General features: G+C 68.2%; 27 protein-coding genes. 12 read left to right on the top strand and 15 right to left on the bottom strand.

Annotation, left to right across the window (positions count from 1 at the left end):
• The first annotated feature begins 18 nt into the window (after positions 1-18).
• Genes FFI97_RS15730 through FFI97_RS15715 form a run of 4 tightly spaced genes read left to right on the top strand, consistent with a single transcriptional unit; the run spans position 19 to position 2,530 of the window.
• Positions 19-777 (top strand): SDR family oxidoreductase, encoded by a 759-nt coding sequence (locus FFI97_RS15730; RefSeq protein WP_139700262.1) that lies wholly within the window; start codon positions 19-21, stop codon positions 775-777.
• Positions 778-813: 36 nt separating this feature from the next.
• Entirely contained in the window at positions 814-1,314 is a 501-nt protein-coding gene (locus FFI97_RS15725) for a DUF1097 domain-containing protein (RefSeq protein ID WP_139700264.1), read from the top strand.
• 49 nt (positions 1,315-1,363) lie between these two features.
• Positions 1,364-2,257, top strand: a complete 894-nt coding sequence (locus tag FFI97_RS15720) for an SDR family oxidoreductase (RefSeq protein ID WP_139700266.1) — start codon at positions 1,364-1,366, stop codon at positions 2,255-2,257.
• A gap of 48 nt (positions 2,258-2,305) precedes the next feature.
• Positions 2,306-2,530 carry a SlyX family protein gene (locus tag FFI97_RS15715; RefSeq protein WP_062469081.1) on the top strand — a complete coding sequence of 75 codons (225 nt, stop codon included), beginning with the start codon at positions 2,306-2,308 and terminating at the stop codon, positions 2,528-2,530.
• Between the two features lie 10 nt (positions 2,531-2,540).
• Here FFI97_RS15715 and trhA read toward each other — a convergent pair whose 3' ends face one another.
• From trhA to cyoA, 8 genes are all read right to left on the bottom strand, one after another.
• Positions 2,541-3,248, bottom strand: coding sequence for a PAQR family membrane homeostasis protein TrhA (gene trhA, locus FFI97_RS15710; RefSeq protein ID WP_370870083.1), 708 nt, complete (start codon positions 3,246-3,248; stop codon positions 2,541-2,543).
• 62 nt (positions 3,249-3,310) lie between these two features.
• Complete coding sequence (locus tag FFI97_RS15705) at positions 3,311-3,874, bottom strand: response regulator transcription factor (protein WP_062469084.1); 564 nt, start codon at positions 3,872-3,874, stop codon at positions 3,311-3,313.
• The gene (locus FFI97_RS15700; protein WP_139700399.1) at positions 3,871-5,265 is read right to left on the bottom strand and encodes an ATP-binding protein; all 1,395 of its coding nucleotides are present in this window, start codon (positions 5,263-5,265) and stop codon (positions 3,871-3,873) included. The genes FFI97_RS15705 and FFI97_RS15700 overlap by 4 nt, the downstream gene beginning before the upstream one ends.
• Positions 5,249-6,073 (bottom strand): SURF1 family protein, encoded by an 825-nt coding sequence (locus tag FFI97_RS15695; RefSeq protein ID WP_139700267.1) that lies wholly within the window; start codon positions 6,071-6,073, stop codon positions 5,249-5,251. The genes FFI97_RS15700 and FFI97_RS15695 overlap by 17 nt, the downstream gene beginning before the upstream one ends.
• Entirely contained in the window at positions 6,073-6,495 is a 423-nt protein-coding gene (gene cyoD, locus FFI97_RS15690) for a cytochrome o ubiquinol oxidase subunit IV (RefSeq protein ID WP_062469089.1), read from the bottom strand. Before cyoD ends, FFI97_RS15695 begins: the two co-directional genes overlap by 1 nt.
• Complete coding sequence (gene cyoC, locus FFI97_RS15685) at positions 6,492-7,133, bottom strand: cytochrome o ubiquinol oxidase subunit III (protein ID WP_062469091.1); 642 nt, start codon at positions 7,131-7,133, stop codon at positions 6,492-6,494. Before cyoC ends, cyoD begins: the two co-directional genes overlap by 4 nt.
• Complete coding sequence (cyoB, locus tag FFI97_RS15680; RefSeq protein ID WP_139700269.1) at positions 7,126-9,132, bottom strand: cytochrome o ubiquinol oxidase subunit I; 2,007 nt, start codon at positions 9,130-9,132, stop codon at positions 7,126-7,128. The genes cyoC and cyoB overlap by 8 nt, the downstream gene beginning before the upstream one ends.
• A 1-nt stretch (position 9,133) precedes the next feature.
• Positions 9,134-10,159 (bottom strand): ubiquinol oxidase subunit II, encoded by a 1,026-nt coding sequence (cyoA, locus tag FFI97_RS15675; protein ID WP_062469097.1) that lies wholly within the window; start codon positions 10,157-10,159, stop codon positions 9,134-9,136.
• Positions 10,160-10,349: 190 nt separating this feature from the next.
• Between cyoA and FFI97_RS15670 the strand changes: the two genes are divergently transcribed.
• The gene (locus tag FFI97_RS15670) at positions 10,350-11,690 is read left to right on the top strand and encodes an MFS transporter (protein WP_095743978.1); all 1,341 of its coding nucleotides are present in this window, start codon (positions 10,350-10,352) and stop codon (positions 11,688-11,690) included.
• A 79-nt stretch (positions 11,691-11,769) separates the two neighbouring features.
• Entirely contained in the window at positions 11,770-12,438 is a 669-nt protein-coding gene (locus FFI97_RS15665) for an HAD family hydrolase (RefSeq protein WP_139700271.1), read from the top strand.
• Positions 12,439-12,461: 23 nt separating this feature from the next.
• On the opposite strand, the gene FFI97_RS15660 is transcribed toward FFI97_RS15665, so the two are convergent.
• From FFI97_RS15660 to FFI97_RS15640, 5 genes are all read right to left on the bottom strand, one after another.
• Positions 12,462-13,463, bottom strand: a complete 1,002-nt coding sequence (locus FFI97_RS15660; RefSeq protein WP_139700273.1) for an isopenicillin N synthase family dioxygenase — start codon at positions 13,461-13,463, stop codon at positions 12,462-12,464.
• Positions 13,460-14,203, bottom strand: coding sequence for an amino acid ABC transporter ATP-binding protein (locus FFI97_RS15655; protein ID WP_062469108.1), 744 nt, complete (start codon positions 14,201-14,203; stop codon positions 13,460-13,462). The genes FFI97_RS15660 and FFI97_RS15655 overlap by 4 nt, the downstream gene beginning before the upstream one ends.
• Positions 14,200-14,910 carry an amino acid ABC transporter permease gene (locus FFI97_RS15650; protein ID WP_139700275.1) on the bottom strand — a complete coding sequence of 237 codons (711 nt, stop codon included), beginning with the start codon at positions 14,908-14,910 and terminating at the stop codon, positions 14,200-14,202. The genes FFI97_RS15655 and FFI97_RS15650 overlap by 4 nt, the downstream gene beginning before the upstream one ends.
• A gap of 13 nt (positions 14,911-14,923) precedes the next feature.
• Positions 14,924-15,619 (bottom strand): amino acid ABC transporter permease, encoded by a 696-nt coding sequence (locus FFI97_RS15645; RefSeq protein WP_056578440.1) that lies wholly within the window; start codon positions 15,617-15,619, stop codon positions 14,924-14,926.
• Positions 15,620-15,741: 122 nt separating this feature from the next.
• Entirely contained in the window at positions 15,742-16,569 is an 828-nt protein-coding gene (locus FFI97_RS15640) for an ABC transporter substrate-binding protein (RefSeq protein WP_139700277.1), read from the bottom strand.
• 191 nt (positions 16,570-16,760) lie between these two features.
• On the opposite strand from FFI97_RS15640, the gene fabV reads away from it, so the two are divergent.
• From fabV to FFI97_RS15620, 4 genes are all read left to right on the top strand, one after another.
• Positions 16,761-17,957, top strand: a complete 1,197-nt coding sequence (gene fabV, locus FFI97_RS15635) for an enoyl-ACP reductase FabV (RefSeq protein ID WP_139700279.1) — start codon at positions 16,761-16,763, stop codon at positions 17,955-17,957.
• A gap of 27 nt (positions 17,958-17,984) precedes the next feature.
• A complete protein-coding gene (locus tag FFI97_RS15630) occupies positions 17,985-18,404 on the top strand; it encodes a group II truncated hemoglobin (protein ID WP_056578450.1) in 420 nt (139 codons plus the stop codon).
• Positions 18,405-18,435: 31 nt separating this feature from the next.
• Positions 18,436-19,659, top strand: a complete 1,224-nt coding sequence (locus FFI97_RS15625) for an NAD(P)/FAD-dependent oxidoreductase (RefSeq protein ID WP_139700281.1) — start codon at positions 18,436-18,438, stop codon at positions 19,657-19,659.
• Between the two features lie 99 nt (positions 19,660-19,758).
• The gene (locus FFI97_RS15620; protein WP_260685008.1) at positions 19,759-21,864 is read left to right on the top strand and encodes a bifunctional 2',3'-cyclic-nucleotide 2'-phosphodiesterase/3'-nucleotidase; all 2,106 of its coding nucleotides are present in this window, start codon (positions 19,759-19,761) and stop codon (positions 21,862-21,864) included.
• 24 nt (positions 21,865-21,888) lie between these two features.
• On the opposite strand, the gene FFI97_RS15615 is transcribed toward FFI97_RS15620, so the two are convergent.
• On the bottom strand, positions 21,889-22,554 hold the full coding sequence (locus tag FFI97_RS15615; RefSeq protein ID WP_070061513.1) for a Smr/MutS family protein: 666 nt from the start codon (positions 22,552-22,554) through the stop codon (positions 21,889-21,891).
• Positions 22,554-23,231: a RadC family protein gene (gene radC / locus FFI97_RS15610; RefSeq protein WP_062469128.1), complete on the bottom strand. Its 678-nt coding sequence runs from the start codon at positions 23,229-23,231 to the stop codon at positions 22,554-22,556. The genes FFI97_RS15615 and radC overlap by 1 nt, the downstream gene beginning before the upstream one ends.
• A 107-nt stretch (positions 23,232-23,338) precedes the next feature.
• On the opposite strand from radC, the gene FFI97_RS15605 reads away from it, so the two are divergent.
• The gene (locus FFI97_RS15605; RefSeq protein WP_062469447.1) at positions 23,339-23,782 is read left to right on the top strand and encodes a peptidylprolyl isomerase; all 444 of its coding nucleotides are present in this window, start codon (positions 23,339-23,341) and stop codon (positions 23,780-23,782) included.
• Positions 23,779-24,747, top strand: a complete 969-nt coding sequence (gene ispH / locus FFI97_RS15600) for a 4-hydroxy-3-methylbut-2-enyl diphosphate reductase (protein WP_139700283.1) — start codon at positions 23,779-23,781, stop codon at positions 24,745-24,747. Before FFI97_RS15605 ends, ispH begins: the two co-directional genes overlap by 4 nt.
• Positions 24,748-24,751: the final 4 nt, after the last annotated feature.

Below are 24,751 nucleotides of genomic sequence, written 5' to 3'. Positions count from 1 at the left end.
CCCCCAAGGAATCGCGCCATGAACACCACCGCCATTTCTGCTTCGCTGCCCACCCGCGTCGCCCTCGTCACCGGCGCCTCGCGCGGCATCGGCGCCGCCATCGCCCGCCGGCTCGCCGCCGACGGGTTCGCCGTCGCCGTCAACTACGCCGCGGGCGCTGCGCCGGCCGAAGCGCTGGTCGCCGAGCTGAAGGCCACCGGCGCCCGCGCCCTCGCGGTGCAGGCCGACGTGGCGAACGCCGACGCGGTGCGCGCGATGTTCGACACCGTCGAAGCGCAGCTCGGCCCGGTCGACGTGCTGGTCAACAACGCCGGCGTGCTCCAGACCGCGCCGCTGGCCGCGCACAGCGACGCGCTCTACGACCACGCCTTCGACATCAACGTGCGCGGCACCTTCAACACCCTGCGCGAGGCCGCGACCCGGCTCGCCGAGGGCGGCCGCATCGTCAACTTCTCGAGCACCACGCTGGCGCTGCACATGCCGGGCTACGCGATCTACAACGCCACCAAGGCGGCGGTCGAGGCCTTCACGCACGTCTTCGCCAAGGAGCTGCGCGGCCGACGCATCACGGTCAACGCCGTGGCACCGGGGCCGGTCGCGACTTCGCTGTTCCTGGACGGCAAGACCGACGAGCAGATCCAGGCCTTCGCCCAGATGCCACCGCTGCAGCGCCTGGGCCAGCCGGAAGACATCGCCTCGGTGGTGTCGTTCCTGGCGGGGCCGGATGCGGGATGGGTCAATGGGCAGGTGCTGCGGGCCAACGGCGGCGTGGCCTGAGCAGTGGCCTCTCACGACATCCACGGAGCACGCACCATGCACCCGCCTTCACCCCGCGCGGCCACCCCGCGCTTCTTCAGCCTCGCCTACACGGCGTTCACGGCCGCCGCGGCCGTGGTGGCCGCTGCCGCTTCGGCGATGGCGCTCGTGCTCGAACTGCCCGTGTGGGCGATGTTCGTCGGCTGGGTGGCGTTCTACACCCGCGGCGCGACCGCACGCGACGGCGTGTTCAACCTCGTCTGCGTGAGCCTGGGCCTGCTGATCGGCAAGGGCGCGGCCCTGGCCATCGCCGCGCTGGCCCCGGTCGCGGGCGCCGCGGCGCTGCCGGTGGTGGTGCTGTTCGTGGCGCTCCTCGTGGTGTCGATGCGCAGCGTGCCGCGGCTGAACAACCTGCCGTGCTACTTCCTCGGGCTGATCGCGTTCTTCGCGGTCCACCAGCCCCCTTCGCTGTCGCTGTTCGCCACGCTGGCCGGCGCGGCGGCACTCGGATCGATGGCGGCGTGGCTGGCCCATCTGCTGCAGCGCCGCGTGCACTGACCACCGGACTTTCCTTTCTTCCTCCCACCTTCATTCAAGGGGTTTCATCATGCAATCCGTCATCCTCGTCACTGGCGCCGGCTCCGGCATCGGCAGGCTCAGCGCGCAGGCGCTCGCCGAAGCGGGCCACATCGTCTATGCCTCCATGCGCGACATCGCAGGCCGCAACAAGGCGCGCGCGACCGAGCTGCGTGCCCTGGCCGAAGCCCAGGGGCTTCAGCTGCATCCCCTCGAACTCGACGTGCTATCGCAGGCCTCCGCCGATGCCGCCGCGGCGACCATCGTCCAGGCGCAGGGCCGCCTCGACGTGGTGATGCAGAACGCGGGCCATCTCGTGGTCGGGCCGACCGAGGCCTTCACGCCGGAAGACATCGCCCGGGCGTTCGACACCAACGTGCTCGGCGCCCAACGCGTGAACCGCGCGGTGCTGCCGTACCTGCGCCAGCAGGAATCGGGGCTGATGCTGTGGATCAGCAGCACGACCACCAAGGGCGGCTTCCCGCCGTTCATGGGGCCGTACGGCGCGGCCAAGGCGGCCATGGATTCGCTGGCCGTGACGCTGGCCTACGAGGTCGCGCGCTTCGGCATCGAGACCTCGATCGTCGTGCCGGGCGCGTTCACGCGGGGAACCGATCACTTTCCGAGTGCGGGCAAGCCCTCCGATGCGGCGACCGCCGACGCCTACGGCCGCTACGACGGCGTGATGGACCGCATCGGCGAGCGCCTGTCCGCCCTCACGCCCGAGCACGCCGATCCGCAGGCCGTGGCCGACGACATCGTGCGCATCGTGGGCCTGCCGGCCGGCACGCGGCCGATGCGTTCGCTGATCGACTTCGTGGGCGACGGTGCGGCGGAGGTCTTCGAGGTGTCGGAGCGCGTGCGCATCGACTTCGCCCGGCGCATCGGCATGGGCGACCTGCTCGAGGCGAAGGTCCGGCGCTGAGCGGGGCGCTGTCAAGAAAGGCGGTGGATCTTCCTGTCCAATAGCGGCATGGAACATTCACCGAACGACGTGACAGAGCGCCTGAACGACCTCGAGATCAAGTCGAGCTATGCCGAAGACCTGCTCGAGCAGTTGAACATGACGATCTACCGGCAACAGCAGCAGATCGACAGCCTGATCCTGCAGGTCGCGCAGCTGCGGCTGCAAAGCCAGAACGCAGGACAAGACGGGGGCGCGCGCAACCTGCGCGACGAACTCCCGCCCCACTATTGATGAAGGGCGATCAGCCGTGCGCGTGCCAGAGCACGGCGAAGAAGTGGCAGGTGCTGCCGGCCAGCACGAACAGGTGCCACACCGAATGCGCGTAGCGCACCTTGTTGTCGAACAGGAACACCACGGCCCCGGCCGTGTAGAACAGCCCGCCGGCCACGAGCCAGGCCAGCCCCGCCGATGACATGCGCTCGTACAGCGGCACCGCCGCCATCAGCGCCATCCAGCCCATCGCCACGTACAGGCCGGTGGACCACAGCGGGTGCTGCAGGCGGTTGAACAGCTTGGCGCTCACGCCCAGCACGGCGGCGGCGGTGATGGCGCCGAACAGCGTCCAGCCCCAGGGGCCGCGCAGCACGCCGAACAGAAAGGGCATGTAGCTACCCGCGATGAACAGGTAGATGGCCGCGTGGTCGAGCCGGTTGAACCAGGCCTTGGCGCGGCCGATGGGCAGCGCGTGGTACAGCGTGGAGATCAGGTACAGCACGATGGCCGTGCCCGCGAAGAGCGAGGCGCCCACCACGGCCGCGGCCTGGCCCTTCTGGGCGGCGCTGTAGACCAGGATCGGCAGCGAGGCGATCGCCAGCAGCAGGCCCAGGCCGTGGCTCAGGGCGTTGAAGAGCTCTTCCATCGCGGTCTGGTCGCGCGCGGCGGACGCCTGCTTTTTCTGCAGATCGGTGGAACGGGCGGGCTGCAGCTGCAGCGGCGGGCTATTCGTCATCAGGAACAGAGCCTCCGGGGTCGGTGTTGGTTCCGCAAAAATCGCGAAACCGGCAGATCATGTTACTTGACCTGCTGTTTGCCGAGTTTGCGTGCCAATGTGCGCCGATGCATGCCAAGCCGGCGCGCGGTTTCCGAGATGTTGAAGCCGGTCTCGGCCAGCATTTCGTGGATGCGTTCCCACTCCAGCGTCTTGATCGAGGTGGAGCGGTTGGTCAGTTCGACCTCGGTGGTGCCGGCGGCGCGGCCGAAGGCGGCCTCGATGTCGTCGGTGTTCGAGGGCTTGGCCAGGTAGTGGCAGGCGCCGAGCTTGATGGCCTCGACGGCGGTGGCGATGCTCGCGAAGCCGGTGAGCACCACGATCAGCATTTCGGCGTCGTGCCGGTGCAGCATCTGCACGCAGGCCAGGCCCGAGGCCTCGCCGTTGAGCTTCAGGTCGACCACCGCGTAGCCGGGCGAGGGGCCGTCGCCTTCTTCAAGCAGCGCTTCCACCTCCTCGAGGTTGCGCGCATGCACCACCACGTAGCCGCGCCGTTCGAAGGAGCGGGCGAGCGTGCGCGCGAAGGCCTCGTCGTCCTCGACGATGAGCAACTGGCGGACCTCGGCGGTGTCGGGTGTGTGGGTCATGGGCTGCTCGGGACTGGGGGCGCGGCGTTGTCCGCGAGGGTGGTTGCTGCTTCCTCGTCCTCTTCGAGCACGATGGCCGCCAGCGGCAGCGTGATGGTCACGATGGCGCCGCCCTCGGGGCGGTTGCGCACGGCGACGCGTCCGCCCAGGGTGCGCGCCACGTTCACCACCAGGAACAGGCCGAGCCCGCCGCCGGGTCGGCCCTTGCTCGACTGGTAGGGCTTGCCGAACTCCGCGAGGATGGCCGGCATGAAGCCGGGGCCCGCGTCGGTGACGGTGATGGTGAGTGCGTCGGCGTCGTGCGTGGCTTCCAGGCGCAGCCAGTGCGGCGAGGCCTCGAGCGCGTTGTCGAGCACGTTGCACACCATCTGCTTGATGGCCGAGTCGGAGACCATGGGCAAATCCTGCCCGAACAGGTTCTCGTAGTCGAACTCCTCGACCGGGCGCGTGGTGCGCCATTCTTCGACCAGGTCGTCCAGGAAGGTGCGCACGGTGGTTTCTTCGGACGACTCGCCGCGCGTCTCGCCGGCCGACAGCAGGATGCCGCTCACGATGCTCTTGCAGCGCTGGATCTGCACTTCCATCTCGGCCACTTCCTGCAGCAGCTCGGGGTCGGAGCTGAAGTGCGGCAGCCGGCGCCAGTCGCCCAGGATCACGGCCAGCGTGGCCAGCGGCGTGCCCAGCTCGTGCGCCGCGCCCGAGGCCAGCAGGCCCATGCGCACGATGTGTTCCTCTTCGGAGGCGCGCTGGCGCAGGTCGGCCAGCCGCGCGTCGCGCACGCGCAGGTTGCGGCTGATGCGGGTGATGAAGACCACCAGCAGCGCCGCATTGAGCGCGAAGCACACCAGCATGCCCTGCACGTAGGGGCTCCACAGGCCGCGGTCGTGGTCCAGCGGCAAGGGCAGCGGGCGCGAGAACAGCGCCAGGCCCGCGAAGCACAGGCCGGTGATGACCACGATGGTCCAGGTCGACCAGGCCTTGAGCAGCACCGCGCCCAGGATCACCTGCAGCAGGTACAGGAAGACGAAGGGGTTGGTGGCGCCGCCGCTGAGGTACAGCTGGGCCGTGAGCGTGGCCACGTCGACCAGCAGCGCGACGAACAGCTCTTCGTTGGTCACGCGGCCATGGATGCGCAGGCGCAGCAGGCTCACCATGTTGAACAGCGCCAGGCAGGTGAGCACCTGCAGCATGTGGTTCAGCGGCAGGCGGATGCCGAAGCCGTAGTGCACCACGAGGATGGTGGCCACCTGCCCGACCACGGCGAACCAGCGCAGCTGGATCAGCTGCTGCATGTTCTGGTGGCCGATGGCGTTGTCCAGGCTCGCGACGCCCGCGCGCGGGGCGTGCAGCTCGCCGGCCACCGCGACGAGCTTGTCAGTCGCGGCGGGCATCGGCGGGGTCGGGGCGTGCGGCGTCGGCATGCGGTGCATTTTCGCCGCTACCGTCTTGCGATGCCCGTCGGCGCCGGTCGTCGCGCCACACGAACCCGTAGGCGCCGAGCACCATCAGCGCCAGCCCGTACCAGGTGAGGGCGTAGACGAGGTGGCTGTTGGGAAAGGCGATGACCGTCAGGCCGCCCGCCGGCCACGTGGGCGCGGCCTGTGCGGGCGCAGCGCCGCCCTCGGCATCGACGAAGTAGGGCGCCACGTCGGCCAGGCCGCGCGCGGCGGCAATGGCCTGCACGTCGCGCGAAAACCAGCGGTCGGCCGCGGGGTCGTTCGTGCGCAGGAAGCCGCCCTTGGGTTCGGTCAGGCGCAGCAGGCCGGCCACGGTGGTGTCGCCCTGGGGCTCGGGGGCAGTGCGCGCCGCGCGTTCACGCGCTTCAGGCGGCACGAAGCCGCGGTTGACGAGCACGACGCTGCCGTCGGCGGTGCGCAGCGGGGTCAGCACCCAGAAGCCGGCACCGAGCCGGGTGCTGGCCTGCACCAGCGCTTCCTTGTCATGGAGGAACGTGCCGCGAAGGCGCACGTGCCGGTATTCGTCGTTGGCCGCGTTGACCGTGGGCCATTCGGGTCGCGCCGGCGCGTCGGCGGCCGGGGCGTGCACGCGCTGGTCGACGCGGGCGATGAGATCGAGCTTCCAGGCCCTGCGCTCGACCTGCCAGGTGCCGAGCGCAAGAAAGCCGGCAAAGGCGAGGAGGGCGCAGACCGCCAGCGCCGCACGCGTGACAACGGAGCGCGGGCGGGCGGCCGGGGCCATCAGGGCATGTTCTTCATGTCGTGGACCATGGCCGGCATCATGTTGGTGTTCATGTGATACATGACCCACAACGAGCCGGCCAGCGTGATGACCACGAGCACCAGCGTGAAGATCAGCGCCAGCATGTTCCAGCCGCCTTCGGACTTGGCGTCCATGTGCAGGAAGTACACCATGTGGACCACGATCTGCACCACGGCGAAGCCGAGGATGACGAGGGCGGTGGTGCTCGGGTTGGCGATCACCTTGCCCATCACGAGCCAGAACGGGATCGCGGTCAGGATCACGGCCAGCACGAAGCCGGTCATGTAGCCCTTGAAGGTGCTGTGGCTCACGGGGCCGTCGTCGTGATGGTCGCCGTGGCCGTGGCTGTCGTGTGCGCCGTGGCCGTGTGCGGCGGTGGCGGTGTGTGCGGGGGCGCTCATGCCATCGATCCCATGAGGTAGACAAAGGTGAAGACGCCGATCCACACGACGTCCAGGAAGTGCCAGAACATCGACAGGCACATCAGGCGGCGGCGGTTGGCGGCGGTGAAGCCGTGCTTGGGCAGCTGGACCATCAGCACGACCAGCCAGATGATGCCGAAGCTCACGTGCAGGCCGTGCGTGCCCACCAGTGCGAAGAACGACGACAGGAAGGCGCTGCGCTGCGGGCCGGCGCCTTCGTGCAGCAGGTGCGCGAACTCGTACAGCTCCAGGCCGATGAAGCCCAGGCCCAGGAGGCCCGTGATGCCCAGCCACAGCAGCACGCCGCCCATGCGCTTGCGCTGCATCTCGAGCATCGCGAAGCCGTAGGTGATCGACGACAGCAGCAGCAGCGAGGTGTTCATCGCCACCAGCGGCAGGTCGAACAGGTCGGCGCCCGAGGGGCCGGCCGCGTAGCTGCGGCCCAGCACGCCGTACACCGCGAACAGGCAGGCGAAGATGAGGCAGTCGCTCATCAGGTAGAGCCAGAAGCCCAGCAGCGTGCCGTTCTCGGGGTGGTGGTCCTCGTTGCGGACGTGGAACAGGTCGAACGCCGGTGCGTTCGCGTTCCGGGAGGGGAGGGCGGTGGTATCAGACATGGGCGGTGGCCAGCAGGCGCGTGCGTGCTTCTTCGGTGCGAACGACTTCTTCCGCGGGGATGTAGTAGTCGCGCTTGTAGTTGAAGGTGTGGGCGATGATCGCGGCCAGCATGGCCACGAAGCCGATGCCCGCGACGAGCCACATCTGCCAGATCAGGGCGAAGCCGCACACCGCGCTCAGCGCCGCGATGACGAAGCCGGCGGCCGTGTTCTTGGGCATGTGCACGGGGCTGAAGCCGTCCAGCGGACGCTGGTAGCCACGGGCCTTCATGTCGGTCCAGGCGTCGTTGTCATGCACGCGCGGCGTGAACGCGAAGTTGTAGGCCGGCGGCGGCGACGAGGTCGACCACTCCAGCGTGCGGCCGTTCCACGGGTCGCCCGTGGTGTCGCGCAGCGACTCGCGGCGGATGAAGCTCACCACCAGCTGGATCAGGAACGAGGCGATGCCCAGCGCGATCAGCACCGCGCCGAAGGCGGCGACCTGGAACCAGATCTGCAGCGACATGTCCTGGAAGTGGCTCATGCGGCGGGTGACGCCCATCAGGCCCAGGATGTACAGCGGCATGAAGGCCATCCAGAAGCCGACGATCCAGAACCAGAACGAGCACTTGCCCCAGAACGGATCGAGCTTGTAGCCGAAGGCCTTCGGGAACCAGTAGGTGATGCCCGCCAGCATGCCGAACAGCACGCCGCCGATGATCACGTTGTGGAAGTGGGCAATCAGGAACAGGCTGTTGTGCAGCACGAAGTCGGCCGGGGGCACGGCCAGCAGCACGCCGGTCATGCCGCCGATCACGAAGGTGATCATGAAGCCGATGGTCCACATCATGGGCAGCTCGAAACGGATGCGGCCGCGGTACATGGTGAAGAGCCAGTTGAAGATCTTCGCCCCCGTGGGGATCGAGATGATCATCGTCGTGATGCCGAAGAACGAGTTCACGCTGGCGCCGGAGCCCATGGTGAAGAAGTGGTGCAGCCACACGAGGTAGGACAGGATCGTGATCACGACCGTGGCGTACACCATCGAGGCGTAGCCGAACAGGCGCTTGCCCGAGAAGGTGGAGACCACTTCCGAGAAGATGCCGAAGGCCGGCAGGATCAGGATGTACACCTCGGGGTGGCCCCAGATCCAGATCAGGTTCACGTACATCATGGCGTTGCCGCCCATGTCGTTCGTGAAGAAGTTGGTGCCGACGTAACGGTCCAGCGACAGCAGGGCCAGCACGGCCGTGAGCACCGGGAAGGCGGCCACGATCAGCACGTTGGTGCACAGGGCGGTCCAGGTGAAGACGGGCATCTTCATCATGGTCATGCCGGGCGCGCGCATCTTCACGATGGTGGCCAGCAGATTCACGCCCGATAGCAGCGTTCCGACCCCTGCGATCTGCAAGGACCAGATGTAGTAATCGACCCCCACGTCAGGACTGAACAGGATGCCCGACAGCGGCGGGTAGGCCAGCCAGCCGGTCTTGGCGAACTCGCCCACGAACAGCGAGGCCATCACGAGGCCGGCGCCGAAGGTGGTCATCCAGAAGCTGAAGTTGTTCAGGAACGGGAAGGCCACGTCGCGCGCGCCGATCTGCAGCGGCACCACGAAGTTCATGAGGCCCGTGACCAGCGGCATCGCCACGAAGAAGATCATGATCACGCCGTGGGCGGTGAAGATCTGGTCGTAGTGGTGCGGCGGCAAAAAGCCCGCGTTGTCCCCGAAGGCGACGGCCTGCTGGGCCCGCATCATCAGCGCGTCGGCGAAGCCGCGCAGCAGCATCACCAGGCCCAGGATGATGTACATGATGCCGATCTTCTTGTGGTCGATGCTGGTGATCCAGTCGCGCCACAAGGTGCCCCACAGCTTGAAGTAGGTCACGGCGCCCAGCAGCGCCAGGCCGCCCAGGATCACGGCTGCGAAGGTCACGAGCAGGATCGGCTCGTGAAGGGGAATCGCCTCCCAGGAGAGGCGGCCGAAGACGAGCTTCGTCAGGTCTAGGTTCTGCAACATCTTAGTCTTCGGTGGTGCACATCGCGGTGACGTACTTGCGCTTGGGCGTGTCGAGGGAGTCGGCCTGCCAGGCCTGCTTGGTGGCGACGTTGAAGGCGCCGGGCTTGCCCAGGCCGCCGTCGGCGTCGATGGCCATCATTTCCTTCATGCACATCTTGTTGCGGTCGACGCACAGGTTCAGGATGGCGTCGTACAGGGCGGGGTCGACTGCGGCGTAGTGGCGCACGGGCTCGCGCTCGCTCGGCACTTCGAGCTTCTTGTATTGCTCGCGGGTCAGTTCGCCCTCTTTGCCGGTCTTGACCTTGGCCACCCACTGGTCGAAGCCGTCATGGCTCAGGCCGTGGAACTTGAAGCGCATGCCCGAGAAGCCCGCGCCGCTGTAGTTGGCGGAGAAGCCGTCGAATTCGCCCGGCTTGTTGATCACCGCATGCAGCTTGGTCTCCATGCCCGGCATGGCATAGATCTGGCCGGCCAGCGCGGGGATGAAGAAGGAGTTCATGACCGACGAGGCCGTGATCTTGAAGCTGATCGGGCGGTCCACCGGGGCGGCCAGCTCGTTCACCGTGGCGATGCCCTGCTCGGGGTAGATGAAGAGCCACTTCCAGTCCAGCGCCACCACCTCGACCACCAGCGGCTTGGTTTCGGCGGGAATCGGGCGCTGCGCGTCCAGGCGGCTCAGCGGGCGGTACGGGTCCAGCGTGTGGGTGCTGATCCAGGTGATCGCGCCCAGCGCGATGATGATCAGCAGCGGCGCGGCCCAGATCGCCAGCTCGAGCTGCGTGGAGTGGTCCCAGTCGGGGCTGTAGGTGGCCTCCTTGTTCGACTGGCGATAGCGCCAGGCAAAGAAGATGGTCAGGGCGATCACCGGAATGATGATGATCAGCATCAGCACCGTGGAGACGACGATCAGGCGTCCCTGCTGGTTGGCGATGTCGCCGGAGGGGTTCAACAGCACCGTGTTGCAGCCCGCCAGGAAAATGGCGGAAAGCAGCAGAAGTGCTCGGCGAAGGGTCTTGAGGATGTGCATGCCGGGAGAGGAAAGTGCGAAGGCCGCGCAAAAATGACCCTGCAATCTACGCCGCCCAAGGGATTCCGCCTATTGGACGTTTTGTCCTATGGCGGTAAACGCAATTCGGTGAGACGCTACAGGGTGTCCAGAATTTCCCCTGTGTCGTGCCTCGGCATGACACCCGAATTACAGCCAGCCAGCTAGCAAGATGACGACGTCCAGCATCAGTCCACCAGGCGCCCAGCCTGTGTCGCACCCGACCGAAGGCGGCGCCCGCGCCGCAGACGCCGACCATTCGCACATCGCCCCGGGCGAGATCGCGGTCGGCGTGGTCATCGGCCGCGCCTCCGAGTATTTCGACTTCTTCGTCTACGGCATCGCCTCGGTGCTGGTGTTCCCGGCGGTGTTCTTCCCCTTCGAGCAGCGCCTGGAAGGCGTGCTCTGGGCCTTCGTGATCTTCTCGTTCGCCTTCATCGCGCGCCCCTTCGGCACCGTGATCTCGATGGCGATCCAGCGGCGATTCGGGCGCGAGACCAAGCTGACGATCGCGTTGTTCCTGCTGGGCACCTCCACCGCGGGCATCGCCTTCCTGCCGGGCTACGCCAGCATCGGCTTCACGGCCATCGTGCTGCTGTCGATCTTCCGCTTTGCCCAGGGCCTGGCGCTGGGAGGCTCGTGGGACGGCCTGCCGTCGCTGCTGGCGCTGAACGCACCGCCCAACAAGCGCGGCTGGTACGCCATGCTGGGCCAGTTGGGTGCACCGCTGGGCTTCTTCCTGGCCAGCGCGCTGTTCGCGTACCTGTATTCCAGCCTGCCGCTGGCCGACTTCCTCGACTGGGGCTGGCGCTACACCTTCTACGTGGCCTTCGCCATCAACGTCGTGGCGCTGTTCGCGCGCCTGCGCCTGGTGGCCACCGACGAGTACGCGCGCCTGCTCGAAGAGCGCGAGCTGCAGCCCACCAGCGTGGTCGAGCTGACCCGCTCGCAGGGCGCCAACCTGCTGATCGGCGCGTTCGCCGCGCTGGCCAGCTACGCGCTGTTCCACCTGATCACGGTGTTCCCGCTGTCGTGGATTTCGCTGTACTCCGACCAGTCGATCACCGAATTCCTGATCGTGCAGATGGTCGGCGCGGTGTTCGGCGCCATCGGCATCGTGGCCTCGGGCCTGATCGCCGACCGCATCGGCCGTCGCTTCACGCTCGGTGGCCTGGCCGCCATGATCGCCGTGTTCAGCGGCTTCGCGCCCACGCTGCTCGACGGCGGACGCATCGGCCAGGACATCTTCATCGTGCTGGGCTTTGCGCTCTTGGGCCTGTCGTACGGCCAGGCGGCCGGCGCCGTGACCTCCAACTTCGCGCCCAAGTACCGCTACGTGGGCGCGGCCCTCACGGCCGACCTGGCCTGGCTCATCGGCGCGGCCTTTGCCCCGCTGGTCGCCCTGGGCCTGTCGGCGCACTTCGGCCTGGCCTTCGTGAGCATCTACCTGCTGTCGGGCGCGCTCGGCACGCTGGCGGCGCTGGGGCTGAACCGGGCGCTGGCGCGGGACTGACCGGCAGCGTTTCTCGAACGAAGGGGCCGATGGCCCCTTTTTTCATGGCCGCTGCGTCGCTCGCTTAGGATTCGCCTCGATGTTCACCGCCGCCATTTTTGACATGGATGGGCTGCTGATCGATTCGGAGCGCCCCATCATGGCCGCCTGGATCGCCGCGGCCCGCACGCTCGATGTCGAGCTTTCGCACGCCCAGTACCTGCAATGCGTGGGGCTGGCCATGAGCGAGTCCAAACAGATTCTTGCCGCGCTGCTCGGCGGCCCCGCCGCCTACCAGCACGCGGCGACGCAGGTGACCGCCGCGCTGCAGCTGGAACGCGCCGACGGCGACGCTCGGCCGCTCTTTCCCATCAAGCCCGGCGCGGCCGAGCTGCTTGCCGCCTTGCGCGGACGCGGCACGCGCTGCGCGGTCGCCTCGTCGTCCACGCGCGGCCAGATCGCGGCCTGCCTGGGCAGCCTCGACGTGCTCCATCACTTCGAGGCCTTCGCGGGCGGCGACGAGGTGGCGCGCGCCAAGCCAGACCCCGCGCTGTACCGGCTCGCGGCCGAGCGCCTGGGCGTGGACCCTGCGGCGTGCGTCGCCTTCGAGGACAGCGAGAACGGCGCCAAGGCCGCGCTCGCCGCCGGCATGCGCGTGGTGGTGGTGCCCGACCTCAAGCACCCGCCCGAGGCGATCGTCGCGCAGGCCTTTCATGTGCTCGATTCGCTGCACGACGCGATGCCGCACGTGCCGCGCTGGTTTCCCTGACGAAGTCAGGGCCCGCGTTCAGTTCAGAGCACTTCGTCCCGCAGCTGCGGGAACACCTTCGACACCTTGGCCAGCAGGTAGTCGCCGTAGCGGCCGCTGAAGGCGTGCACGTTGGCGCGGTCCCAGCGCTCGGCGCTGTCGTCCAGCGCGTCGGCGCCGGCCAGGCCCTCGATGCGCTGCACGCGGGCTTCGAAGTTCGGGTCGAAGAACAGCGGGAACGAGAGCCGGTCGCGGCCCGAGGTGTTGCGCTTCACGCGGTGCGGCGTCGATTTGTAGAGCCCGCCGGTCATGCGGTCGAGCATGTCGCCGATGTTGCAGACGAAGGCGCCGGGCACCGGCGGCGCATCGATCCAGCCGCCCGGCGTGTGCACCGCGAGGCCGCCCACGGTGTCCTGGTGCAGGATCGTGAGCAGGCCGTAGTCGGTGTGCTCGCCCACGCCCCACTGCACGTCCAGCCCTTCGGGCACGGCCTGCGTCGGGTAGTTGAAGAGGCGGAACAGGATCAGCGGGTCGGCCGTGTAGCGTTCAGCGAAATAGGAGGCGGGCAGGCCGAGGCTCAGCGCGATGCCTTCCATCAGCCGGTGGCCCAGCTGCGTGACGGCGTCCATGTACGCGAGGATGGTCTCGCGAAAGTCCGGCACGTCGGGAAAGAGATTCGGCCCGTGCACCGGCGTCTTCGCCAGCACCAGCGGGTGGTCGGCGGGCAGCTCGGTGCCCAGGTACAGGCCTTCCTTCCAGTCGGGGCGGCCCGAGGTCAGCTCGCCGCCGCGCGGGAAGAAGCCGCGCCAGGCGCGGCCGCCCAGGGCCATGCGCCATTGCATCTTGGTTTCCTCGGGCAGGTCGAAGAACCTGTGGCTCAGGTCTTCGAGCCGTTGGATCAATGCGGCATCGACGCCGTGGCCCGTGACGTAGAAAAAGCCGTGCGCACGGCAGGCGTCGCCGATCTGCGCCGCCACGCGTTCGCGTTCGGGCGCGCCGGCCACCAGCGGGGCGACGTCGATGAGGGGGAGGGAGGAGTCGGTCATGCGTCTCTCGAAAAAGGCGAACGGATGTCGGACAGGAACTGCTGCGCACGCGGGTGCTGCGGGCGGTTGAAGAAATCGTCGGGCGTGGCGCGTTCGAGCACCTGGCCCTGGTCCATGAAGAGCACGCGGTCGGCCACCTCGCGCGCGAAGCCCATCTCGTGCGTCACGCACACCATGGTCATGCCGTCGCGCGTGAGGTCGCGCATCACCAGCAGCACCTCGCCGACCATCTCGGGGTCGAGCGCGCTGGTGGGCTCGTCGAACAGCATCAGCGGCGGCTTCATGGCGAGCGCGCGCGCAATGGCCACGCGCTGCTGCTGGCCGCCCGACAGCTCGCCGGGCCACGCATTGGCTTTGTTGGCCAGGCCCACGCGCTCCAGCAGTGCCATCGCGCGCGCGTCGGCCTCCTTGCGCGACAGGCCGTGCAGCTGCATCGGCGCCATGGTGCAGTTCTGTAGCACGCTGAGGTGCGGGAACAGGTTGAACTGCTGGAACACGAAGCCGATGCGCGAGCGGAACGCGTTCACGTCCAGGCCGGGCGCGTGGATGTCCTGCCCGTCGAGCGTGATGCGGCCCGACTGGATCGGCTCCAGCCGGTTGAAGGTGCGGATCAGCGTCGACTTGCCCGAGCCCGAGGGCCCGCACACCACGACCACCTCGCCCTTGTGGATGGTCTCGGTCACGTCGACCAGCGCGTGGTAGCTGCCGTACCACTTGTTGACTTGTTGGAGTTCGATCATGCGGGCACCTTGAGAGGCGCGGCGGGAAGGCCGCGGCGCGCGAGCCGGCGCTCCAGCCAGTAGGCGAAGCGCGAGAGGCCGAAGCACAGGATGAAGTAGGTCAGGCCCAGGATCAGGTAGATCTGCGCCGGCTTGGTGAACACCTGCGTGTTGATCTGCGTGGCGATGAACGACACCTCGGCCAGCCCGATGATGTAGCCCAGCGAGGTCTCCTTGATGGTCGAGACGAACTGGTTCACCAGCGAGGGCAGCATGCTGCGCAGCGCCTGCGGCAGCACCACGAGGCGCATCGCGCCGAAGTAGCTCAGGCCGAGCGCGCGCGCGGTTTCCATCTGCCCGCGCGGCAGGCCCTGGATGCCGGCGCGCACGATCTCGGCGAGGTAGGCGGCATCGAAGATCACGAGCGCGATCAGCATGGTGGTGAACTGGTCGGTCTTCACGCCCGTGACGCTGGGCAGGAAGAAGTAGGCCCAGAAGATCACCATCAGCAGCGGCAGGCCGCGCACCACGAACACCAGCGCTGTGACGGGCCAGCGCACGCAGCGCCACGGGCTCACGCGCGCCAGGCCGAGCACGATGCCCAGCGGCAGCGCCAGCACCAGCCCGCACGAGGCCAGCAGCAGCGTGAGCACCAGGCCGCCGAGCGGGCCGTTCGGGTACTGGCCGATGAGGAAGTAGACCCAGTAGTCGTTGATGATTTCCAACATGACGACCGCGCCTTCAGATGGTCCGCACCGGGAACCGGTGGTGGTACCAGGTCGCCAGCCCGGTGATGGCCAGCGACACCGTCAGGTACGCCGCACTCGCGAACGCGAACGACTCGAAGCTGCGGAAGGTCGCGCTCTCGACCTGCCCGGCCTGGTACATCAGCTCGGCCACACCGATCACCGTGGCGATCGAGGTGTTCTTCCACAGGCTCAGCGTCTGCGAGATGAGCGGCGGCACGGTCACGCGCAATGCCTGCGGCAGCACCACGCGGCGCATCGTGGCCAGGAAGCTGAAGCCCAGCGCGCGGCCGGCCTCGAACTGCACGGCCGGGATCGAGCGGATGCCGCTGCGGATGTCCTCCGCCATGAAGGCGGCCGTGTACAGCGACAGCGCCACGATCGCGCTGTAGGCCTCGATGTGGCCTTCGTAGAGCCAGGTCTTCAGGCCTTCGGGCAGCAGCTCGGGCGCGCCGAAATACCAGAACAGCATGTGGGCCAGCAGCGGGATGTTGCGGATCGATTCCACATACGCAAAGCCGAGCCAGCGCAGCGGCGCCAGCGGCGAGAGCCGCAGCAGCGCCACCACCAGCGCCAGCGGCAGCGCGAAGACGAGCGAGACCGCGAGCAGCTGCAGCGACAGCCACAGGCCCGCGACCAGCATGTCGTGGTACTGGCCGGTCAGCAGCAGCGAATAGTCGAACAGGGGCATGGGAAACGGGAGGCACGGCGAAAGGCGCCGGGGCGCACATGGTACGCATGCGGGCCGTGCCGCTCAAAAGCGAAGGGCGGGTCGCATGGCGGCCCGCCCCTGGTGTGCCGAGCGCGCGGGGCTTAGTCGATCTTGTCGGTCTCGAGCTTGAAGTCGCGCGTCTGGAAGCCCGATGCCGTGCTCGGGCCGTACCACTTCAGGAAGATCTTCTGCGCTTCGCCCGACTTCTCGAGCTCGCGCAGCGTGTCGTCCACCACGGTCTTCAGGCCGCTCTCGCCCTTCTTGATGCCGATGGCCAGCGACTCGGTGCTCAGGTTCTGCTTGAGCACCACGTACTGCGCCTTCTGCGGGCCCAGCTTGGCGTAGCTGCGCAGCAGCGCGGCCTCGTCGTCCACGTAGCCCACGCCCTTGCCCTGCTGCAGCGCCTGGAAGGCCTGCTGGCTGGTGTCGAAGGTCACGACCTCGGCGGTGGGCACGGCCTTGCGGATGTTGGGCTCCTGCGTGCCGCCGCGGATGGTCAGCACCTTCTTGCCGCCGAGCTGCGGCACCTCGGTGATGCCGCTGGTCTTCTTCACGATGGCCTTCTGGCCGGTGACGAAGGTGGTGAGCGAGAAGTCGATCTGCGCCTCGCGCTCCTTGTTGTGCGTGAGGCCGGCGGCCACCAGGTCCACGTGGCCCTGCTGCAGTTCGGGAATGCGCGCGGCCACGGCGATCTGCTTGAGCACCGGCTTCACGCCGATCTTTTTCGCAATGGCGTTCACCAGGTCGACCTCGTAGCCGACGATCTGGCGCGTCTTCGGATCGATGAAGGTGGCGGGCTCGTCGGTGCCGAGCACGCCGACCACGAGTTCGCCCTTTTTCTTGATGTCGGCGAGCTGGTCCGCATGGGCGGCAACGCCGGTCAGCAGGGCGGAAGCGGCAAGGGCCGCGGCAAGCAGGGTGTGGCGCATGGTGGGGATCGTCCTCTCTCCAGAGTGAAATTCAGGCCGGAACCATATCAATAAAACCCAAGATTATTAAATCGTCAATCGACATATGCATATGGGGCTGATGAATCGGCCTGTTGCCGGCTGGGTTAAATTCGCGACGCCGCGACGTGCCCCGCCGCCGTCCCCCGAATGTCTTACCGAGCGAGCTTTTCATGATCATCCAACCCCGCGTGCGCGGCTTCATCTGCGTCACCACCCACCCCGTGGGCTGCGAAGCCAATGTCCGGCAACAGATCGCGTACGTCAAAGCCAAACCCCCCATCGCGGGCGGCGCCAAGCGCGTGCTGGTGATCGGCGCGTCCACCGGCTACGGCCTGGCCGCGCGCATCACCGCGGCCTTCGGCAGCGGCGCCGACACGCTGGGCGTGTGCTTCGAACGCGCGGGCAGCGCGACCAAGCCCGGCTCGCCCGGCTGGTACAACACCGCCGCCTTCCACCGCGCCGCCACGGCCGAGGGGCGCTACGCCAAGACGATCAACGGCGACGGCTTTTCCGACGCGGTGAAGCAGCAGGCCATCGAGACCATCCGCGCCGACCTCGGCCAGGTCGACCTCGTGGTCTACAGCCTGGCCGCGCCGCGCCGCACGCACCCCAAGACGGGCCAGGTCTTCAACTCCGTGCTCAAGCCCATCGGCAAGGCCGTGACGCTGCGCGGCCTGGACACCGACAGCGGGACCGTGAAGGAATCGGTGCTCGAGCCCGCCACGCAGGAAGAGATCGACAACACCGTCGCCGTCATGGGCGGCGAAGACTGGCAGATGTGGATCGACGCGCTGCAGCAGGCCGGCGTGCTGGCCGACGGCGCCAAGACCACGGCCTTCACCTACCTGGGCGAGCAGATCACGCACGACATCTACTGGAACGGCTCCATCGGCGCCGCCAAGAAGGATCTGGACGAGAAGGTGCTGGACATCCGCGCGCAGCTGGCCGCCAAGGGCGGCGACGCGCGCGTGTCGGTGCTGAAGGCGGTGGTCACGCAGGCCAGCTCGGCCATTCCGATGATGCCGCTGTACCTGTCGCTGCTGTTCAAGGTGATGAAGGCCGAAGGCACGCACGAGGGCTGCATCGAGCAGGTGCACGGCCTGTACGCCGACAGCCTGTACGGCGCCACGCCGCACCTGGACGACGAAGGCCGCCTGCGCGCCGACTACAAGGAACTGGCGCCGCAGGTGCAGGCGCGCGTGCAGGAACTCTGGCCGCAGGTCACCGACGCCAACCTCGATGAGCTGACCGATTTCGCGGGCTACAAGACCGAGTTCCTGCGCCTGTTCGGCTTCGCCGTCGAGGGCGTGGACTACACGGCCGACGTGAGCACCGATGTGGGCATTCCCGATCTGATCCAACTCTAGAGTGCCCCCGAAGGGATACTCGCTTTCATGCAGATTCAAGACAAACCGCCCGCCGGCACGCCCTTCGAGTGGATCGGCGGCGAGCCGAAGGTGGAGGCGCTGGTCGAGCGCTTCTACGACCTGATGGACCTCGAGCCGGCCTACGCGCAACTGCGCGCCGTGCACGGCACCGACCTGGACAACGCGCGCCAGCGCCTCTTCTGGTTCCTGTGCGGCTGGCTCGGCGGGCCCGCCCACTACACCGACCGCTTCGGCCACCCCATGCTGCGCGCGCGGCACCTGCCGCAGGCCATCGGCGGCCACACCATCGGCATCAAGGAGCGCGACCAGTGGCTGGCCTGCATGGACCAGGCGATGGGCGAGACCGGCGTGCCTGAAGACTTGCGCGCACGCCTGCGCGACTCTTTCTTCAAAACCGCCGACTGGATGCGCAACCGCGGCGAGTGACCCGACAACGATTCCCGAAAGACTGTTCTCCATGAATTCCATCGTCATCATCGGCGGCGGCCACGCCGCGGCCCAGCTCTGCGCGGGCCTGGCGGAAGCCGGGCAGGGCGCGCGCGTGCACCTGGTCTGCGAAGAGGCCTGCGAGCCGTACCACCGCCCGCCGCTGTCGAAGGCCTTCCTCAAGAGCGCCGAAGAAACCACGCAGCCGCACAAGGCCGCCGACTGGTACCGCGAAGCGGGCATCACGCTGCACCTGGGCGACGCGGCCGTGGCCATCGACCGCGAGGCGCACACCGTCACGCTGCGCTCGGGCGCGGTGCTGCCATGGGAGCGCCTGGTGCTGGCCACCGGCACGCGCGCGCGCCAGATGCCCGGCCTGCCGCAAGGCCTGGAAAACGTGGCGAGCCTGCGCGCCGCCGACGAAGCACATCGCCTGCGCACGCGGCTGGCGGATGCACAGCAGGTCACGGTGCTGGGCGGCGGCTTCATCGGCCTCGAAGTGGCGGCCACCGCGCAGGCGTTGGGCAAGCGCGTGCAGGTGATCGAGTGCGCGCCGCGCCTGCTGGGCCGCGCCGTGTCTCCCGAGCTGTCGGCACACGTGCTGGCCACGCACCGCGCGGCCGGCATCGACATCGTGCTGGGCGCGCAGACCGGCGCCTTCGAAGTCGTGGGCGACCGGCTCGTGTCGGTCGAGGTCAACGGCGTGAAGCAGCCGATCGACCTGCTGCTGCTGGGCATCGGCGCGGTGCCCGAGACCGCGCTCGCGCAGGCCGCGGGCCTCGAGTGCGCCGACGGCATCGTGGTCGACGGCCACATGCAGACCAGCGCGGCCGACGTGCTCGCGGTGGGCGACTGCACGCGCTTCCCCGACCGCCGCGCGGGCCGCGCGCTGCGGCTCGAATCGGTGCAGAACGCGAACGACCAGGCGCGCACCGCCGTGGCCACGCTGACCGGCGCCGCGCGCGATCACGACGCGGTCGCGTGGTTCTGGTCCGACCAGGGCGGCCTGCGGTTGCAGATGGCGGGCCTGATGCCGGCCGAAGGCACGCCGGGCCTGGTGAGCGTGCGCCGCGCGGGGCCGAAGCCCGAGGCGTTCTCGCTGTTCCACTACGTCGACGGCCAGCTCGTGTGCGTCGAATCGGTGAACGCGCCGGTCGATCACATGATGAGCCGCAAGCTGCTCGAAGCGGGCCGCAGCCCCGCGCCCGAGGCGGTGGCGGACGCGGCGGTACCACTAAAGAATCACCTGACGTAACCGCTGTCGCAACGGCGCTGCACGACAGGCCCGGATTCACCGGTCTGTCACCCGGCTTTCGGAGACTGGCCTTCCTCATATCCGCAGGGAGACCTTTCGATGAACAACGCAGTGGCCGCGTCGCTGGCGCGCCTCGCCCCCATGTCCACCTGTGCCGCCGTCCTGGCCGCCGTGCTCACCGCCTGTGGCGGTGGCAACGGAGGCGGCACCACGTTTCCCCCGATCGTTCCGCCTCCTGCGCCCGCGCCGGCCCCGGCGCCCGTGGCCGCCGGCACGCGCACCACGGTCGCGCTGCTCGAAACGACCGACCTGCACTTCAACGTGCGCAGCTACGACTACTTCAAGCTCGCCGAAGACAAGTCGTACGGCTACGAGCGCACCGCGACGCTCATCAACGCCGCGCGCAAGGAGTTCGCGAACACGATGCTGTTCGACAACGGCGACACCATCCAGGGCACGGCGCTGGCCGACTACGAAGCGCTGGTCAGCCGTATCCCGTGCACGCAGCCGCTGTCGATGTACAAGGTGATGAACGCCACCGGCTACGACGCCGGCACGCTGGGCAACCACGAGTTCAACTACGGCCTGGACTTCCTCAACCAGGTGCTCGGCGGCGGCCTCGATGTCGAGGGCGTGGACGGCAGCAAGAAGTGCGCGGGCCCGAGCTTCCCGATGGTGGTGGCCAACGTGCACAGCCTCAAGAGCGGCAAGCCGCTCGTCGCGCCCTACACCATCGTCACGAAGCAGTTCACGGCCACCGCGCCGGACGGCAAGAGCGTGACGGTGCCGGTGAAGGTCGGCGTGATCGGCTTCACCACGCCCGGCATCATGAACTGGGACAAGCGCTTTCTCGAAGGCAAGCTGCGCACCGAAGGCGCGGTCGAAGCCGCCAAGCGCTATGTGCCCGAGCTGCGCGAGAAGGGCGCCGACATCGTCGTGGCGCTGCAGCACGGCGGCCTCGACGCCTCGCCGTACTCGCCGACGATGGAAAGCCCGGGCCTGTACCTGTCGAAGGTGCCCGGCATCGACGTGCTGATGATGGGCCACCAGCACGGCCTGTTCCCCGACCGTGGCGCCAAGCCGGGCTACACGCAGGCGGGTGTCGACAACGCCGCCGGCACCGTCAACGGCGTGCCGGCCGTGATGCCCAGTTCGTGGGGCAAGGCGCTGGGCCTCGTGAAGCTCGAGCTCGTGTGGGACGGCAAGGCCTGGGGCGTGGACAAGAGCAAGACGCTGGTCGAGGCGCGCTCCACGCAAACCGGCAAGGACGGCGCGGGCAAGGCCGTGTACGTCGACGCCGACCCGAGCGTGGCGCCGCTGGTCGACACCCAGCACCAGGCCGCGATCGACTACGTGAAGACGCCGATCGGCACCACCGACTTCCGCATGAACACCTTCTTTGCCGACGTGGGCGACCCGGGCGCGATCCAGATCGTGAACCAGGCCCAGGCCGACTACGTGAAGACATACATCCAGGCCAGCCTGCCGCAGTACGCGGGCCTGCCGGTGCTGTCGGTGAGCGCACCTTTCAAGTCGGGCTTCGAGGGCGGGCGCGACTACACCGACGTGGCCGTGGGCAACCTCGCGATCTTCAGCGCCGCCGACCTGTATCTGTACCCGAACACGGTGTACGCGGTGAAGGTGACGGGCGCCGAGATCAAGGGCTGGCTCGAGGCCGCGGCCAAGCGCTTCAACAAGATCGACCCGGCGCTCACGACCGACCAGTCGCTGATCAGCACCTTCCCGGGCTACAACTTCGACATGTTCACCACGCCCGACATGCAGTACGAGATCGACGTGACGCAGGCCGTGGGCAGCCGCATCAAGAACCTCATGTACCTGGGCGCGCCCATCGACCCGGCGAAGGAGTTCGTCATTGCGACGAACAACTACCGCGCGACCAGCGGTGCGAGCTTCATCCCGGCGCTGGACGGGCGCGCAACGATCTACGCCTCGCCCGATGCGAACCGCGACGTGCTGATCGCGTACATCAAGGCGAAGAAGACGATCACGCGCGCGGCCGACGGCGCGGCGCGCAGCTGGCGCTTCACGAAGGTGACGACCGCGGGCAACGTGACGATCACGTCGGGCCAGGGGCAATTGAGCGCGGCCACGGACGCGGGGTTGACGAACATCTCGCTGCTGACCGCGGATGACGGCAACGGCAAGGGCCGCTCGGTCTACAAGGTCGATCTGAGCAAGTAAGGGCAGGGCCCGTGCGGCGCTGTGTCAGCGCCGCACGGGCGCCAGCAGCACCACCAGCGCCCCGGCCCCGCCTTCGGCCGGCTTGGCCTGCACGAAGGCGATCACTTCGTTCTTCTGGATCAGCCAGCGCTGCGTCTTGGTCTTGAGCACCGGCTGCTTGCCGGGCGAGCCCAGGCCCTTGCCGTGCACCACGCGCACGCAGCGCAGCCCCTGCTTGTGGGCGTTGCGGATGAAGCCACCCAGCGCCTCGCGCGCCTCGTCGCTGCGCAGGCCGTGCAGGTCGACCTGCCCCTGGATCGCCCAGTCGCCCTTGCGCAGCCGCGCCGTGATGTCGGTGCCGATGCCGGGGCGGCGAAAGCTCATGGCGTCGTCGACGTCGAGCAGCGTGGTCACGTCGAACTCGTCGGACAGCGACTCGCGCAGCACGCGCTGCTCGTCGAGCTGGTGCTGAAACGGAATGGGCGCGGGCGGCTCGGGCGCGAGCGCCACCGCGGCCTTGCGGCGCAGCGGCTCGGTGGCGCCGATGGCGCGCGTGAACAGGTCTTTCTCGGCGGCGCGCTTGCGCTCGGCCGCGGCGCGCGCGGCGGCCTCGGCGGCTTCGCGCTCGCGGGTTTCGGCGAGCACGCGCTGCACCTGCTTGAGGTCGGCCAGGTTCTTCAGGGCCGGGGGACGCGAAGAAGACGACGCCATCAGAGCAGCCCCCGTTCCGCCATCGAGAAGCTCTGGCCCGGGCTCACGATGACGTGGTCGAGCACGCGCACGTCGACCAGCGCCAGCGCGGCGCGCAAGGTTTGCGTGAGCGATTCGTCGGCGCGCGAGGGCTCGATGCTGCCGCTGGGGTGGTTGTGGGCCAGCACCACGGCCGCAGCCTGGTGGTGCAGGGCGCGGGTGACGACCTCGCGCGGGTAGACGCTGGTCTGCGTGAGCGTGCCGCGAAACAGCTCCTCGAGCGTGAGCAGGCGGTGCTGCACGTCGAGAAACAGCACCGCGAACACCTCGTGCGGGCGCGAGCCGATGTGCATCTGCAGGTACTGCTTGACCGCCTCGGGCGAGTCGAACACCGTGCGCTCCTTCAGGCGCTCGCCCATGGCGCGGCGCGCCAGTTCGAGCACGGCCGTGAGTTCGGAGCGCTTGGCGCTGCCGCCCATGCCCTTGACCGCCTTGAGGTCATCGGGCGCGGTGTGCAGCAGCCCCGACAGCCCGCCGAAACGTTCGAGCAGTTGCTGGGCCAGCTGGAGCACGTTCTTGCCGGCCACGCCGGTGCGCAGCAGCAGCGCCAGCAGCTCGGCGTCGGCCAGCGCGGCGGCGCCCCGCGCGATGAGCTTTTCGCGCGGCCGGGCGTCGAGAGGGAGATCCTTGAATGCCATGAAACCCTGCAGAAACCTGGGCCGGGGCGAGATGTTGCCCCGATCCTTAAAATGAGGGCCAGTTTATCGGGACACCTCCCTCGTCTTTGCCCACCTTCGCTGCACCCATGTCCCAAGTTGTGACTTCCGGCTCCTTCCTGACCCTGCACTACCGGCTGGCCGGTCCGGCGGGCGACATCATCAACACCTTCGCCGACAAGCCCGCCACGCTGTCGCTGGGCACCGGCGAGCTCTCGCCGGCCATGGAGCAGCGCCTGATGGGCATGGAAGAGGGCGCGCACGCCACCTTCGAGCTGCCCGCCGGCGAGGCTTTCGGCGAGCGCAACCCCGACATGCAGCAATGGGTGGCGCGCAAGCTGCTGGCCCAGATGGGCGACCCCGACGAGCAGTACGCCGTCGGCGACGTGGTGCAGTTCCCCACGCCCGACGGCTCGGGCAGCTACGCGGGCGCGGTCGTCGAGTCGAACGAGACCGGCGTGCGCTTCGACTTCAACCACCCGCTCGCGGGGCAACCGGTCACCTTCGAAGTGAAGCTGATCGGCGTGCTATGAACCCGAACATCGAAGAAGTCCTCCTGGCCGAGCCGCGCGGCTTCTGCGCCGGCGTGGACCGCGCCATCGAGATCGTCGAGCGCGCCCTCGCCAAGTTCGGCGCGCCGATCTACGTGCGCCACGAGATCGTGCACAACACCTACGTGGTGAACGAGCTCAAGGCCAAGGGCGCGATCTTCATCGAGGAGCTCTCCGACGTGCCGCCCGGCTCCACGCTGGTGTTCAGCGCGCACGGCGTGAGCAAGGCCGTGGAGCAGGAGGCGCGCGACCGCGGCTTCTCGATCTTCGACGCCACCTGCCCGCTCGTGACCAAGGTGCACGTCGAGGTGGCCAAGCTCGCCAAAGAGGGCTACGAATTCATCATGATCGGCCACAAGGGGCACCCCGAGGTCGAAGGCACGATGGGGCAGCTGTCGAGCGGCATCCACCTCGTGGAAGACGTGGCCGACGTGGCCAATGCGTCGCCCCAGCAGACCGAGAAGCTCGCCGTGGTCACGCAGACCACGCTCAGCGTGGACGACGCCGCCGAGATCGCCGCCGCCGTGCGCGCGCGCTTCCCGAACGTGCGCGAGCCCAAGCAGCAGGACATCTGCTACGCCACCCAGAACCGCCAGGACGCGGTGAAGATCATGAGCCCTCAGGTCGACCTCGTGATCGTGGTCGGCAGCCCCACCAGCTCCAACAGCAACCGCCTGCGCGAACTGGCGCAGCGCCTGGGCACCGAGAGCTACATGGTCGATTCGGCCGACGAACTCAAGCCCGAATGGTTCGAGGGCAAGTCGCGCATCGGCCTCACCGCCGGCGCCTCGGCGCCCGAGGTGCTGGTGCACGAGGTGATCGAGCGCGTGCGCGCCTTCGGCGCCGTGTCGGTGCGCAAGATGGACGGCATCGAGGAAACCATCAAGTTCCCGCTTCCCAAGGGCCTCAAGCTCGACGACATCCCGCCCCCTGGGCACATCTCCTGAACAT

The organism is Variovorax sp. KBS0712, assembly GCF_006323185.2.
GTDB lineage: Bacteria > Pseudomonadota > Gammaproteobacteria > Burkholderiales > Burkholderiaceae_C > Variovorax > Variovorax boronicumulans.
Note: the sequence above shows the minus strand (reverse complement) of the source record. Positions and strands in the feature narration are given on the sequence as shown.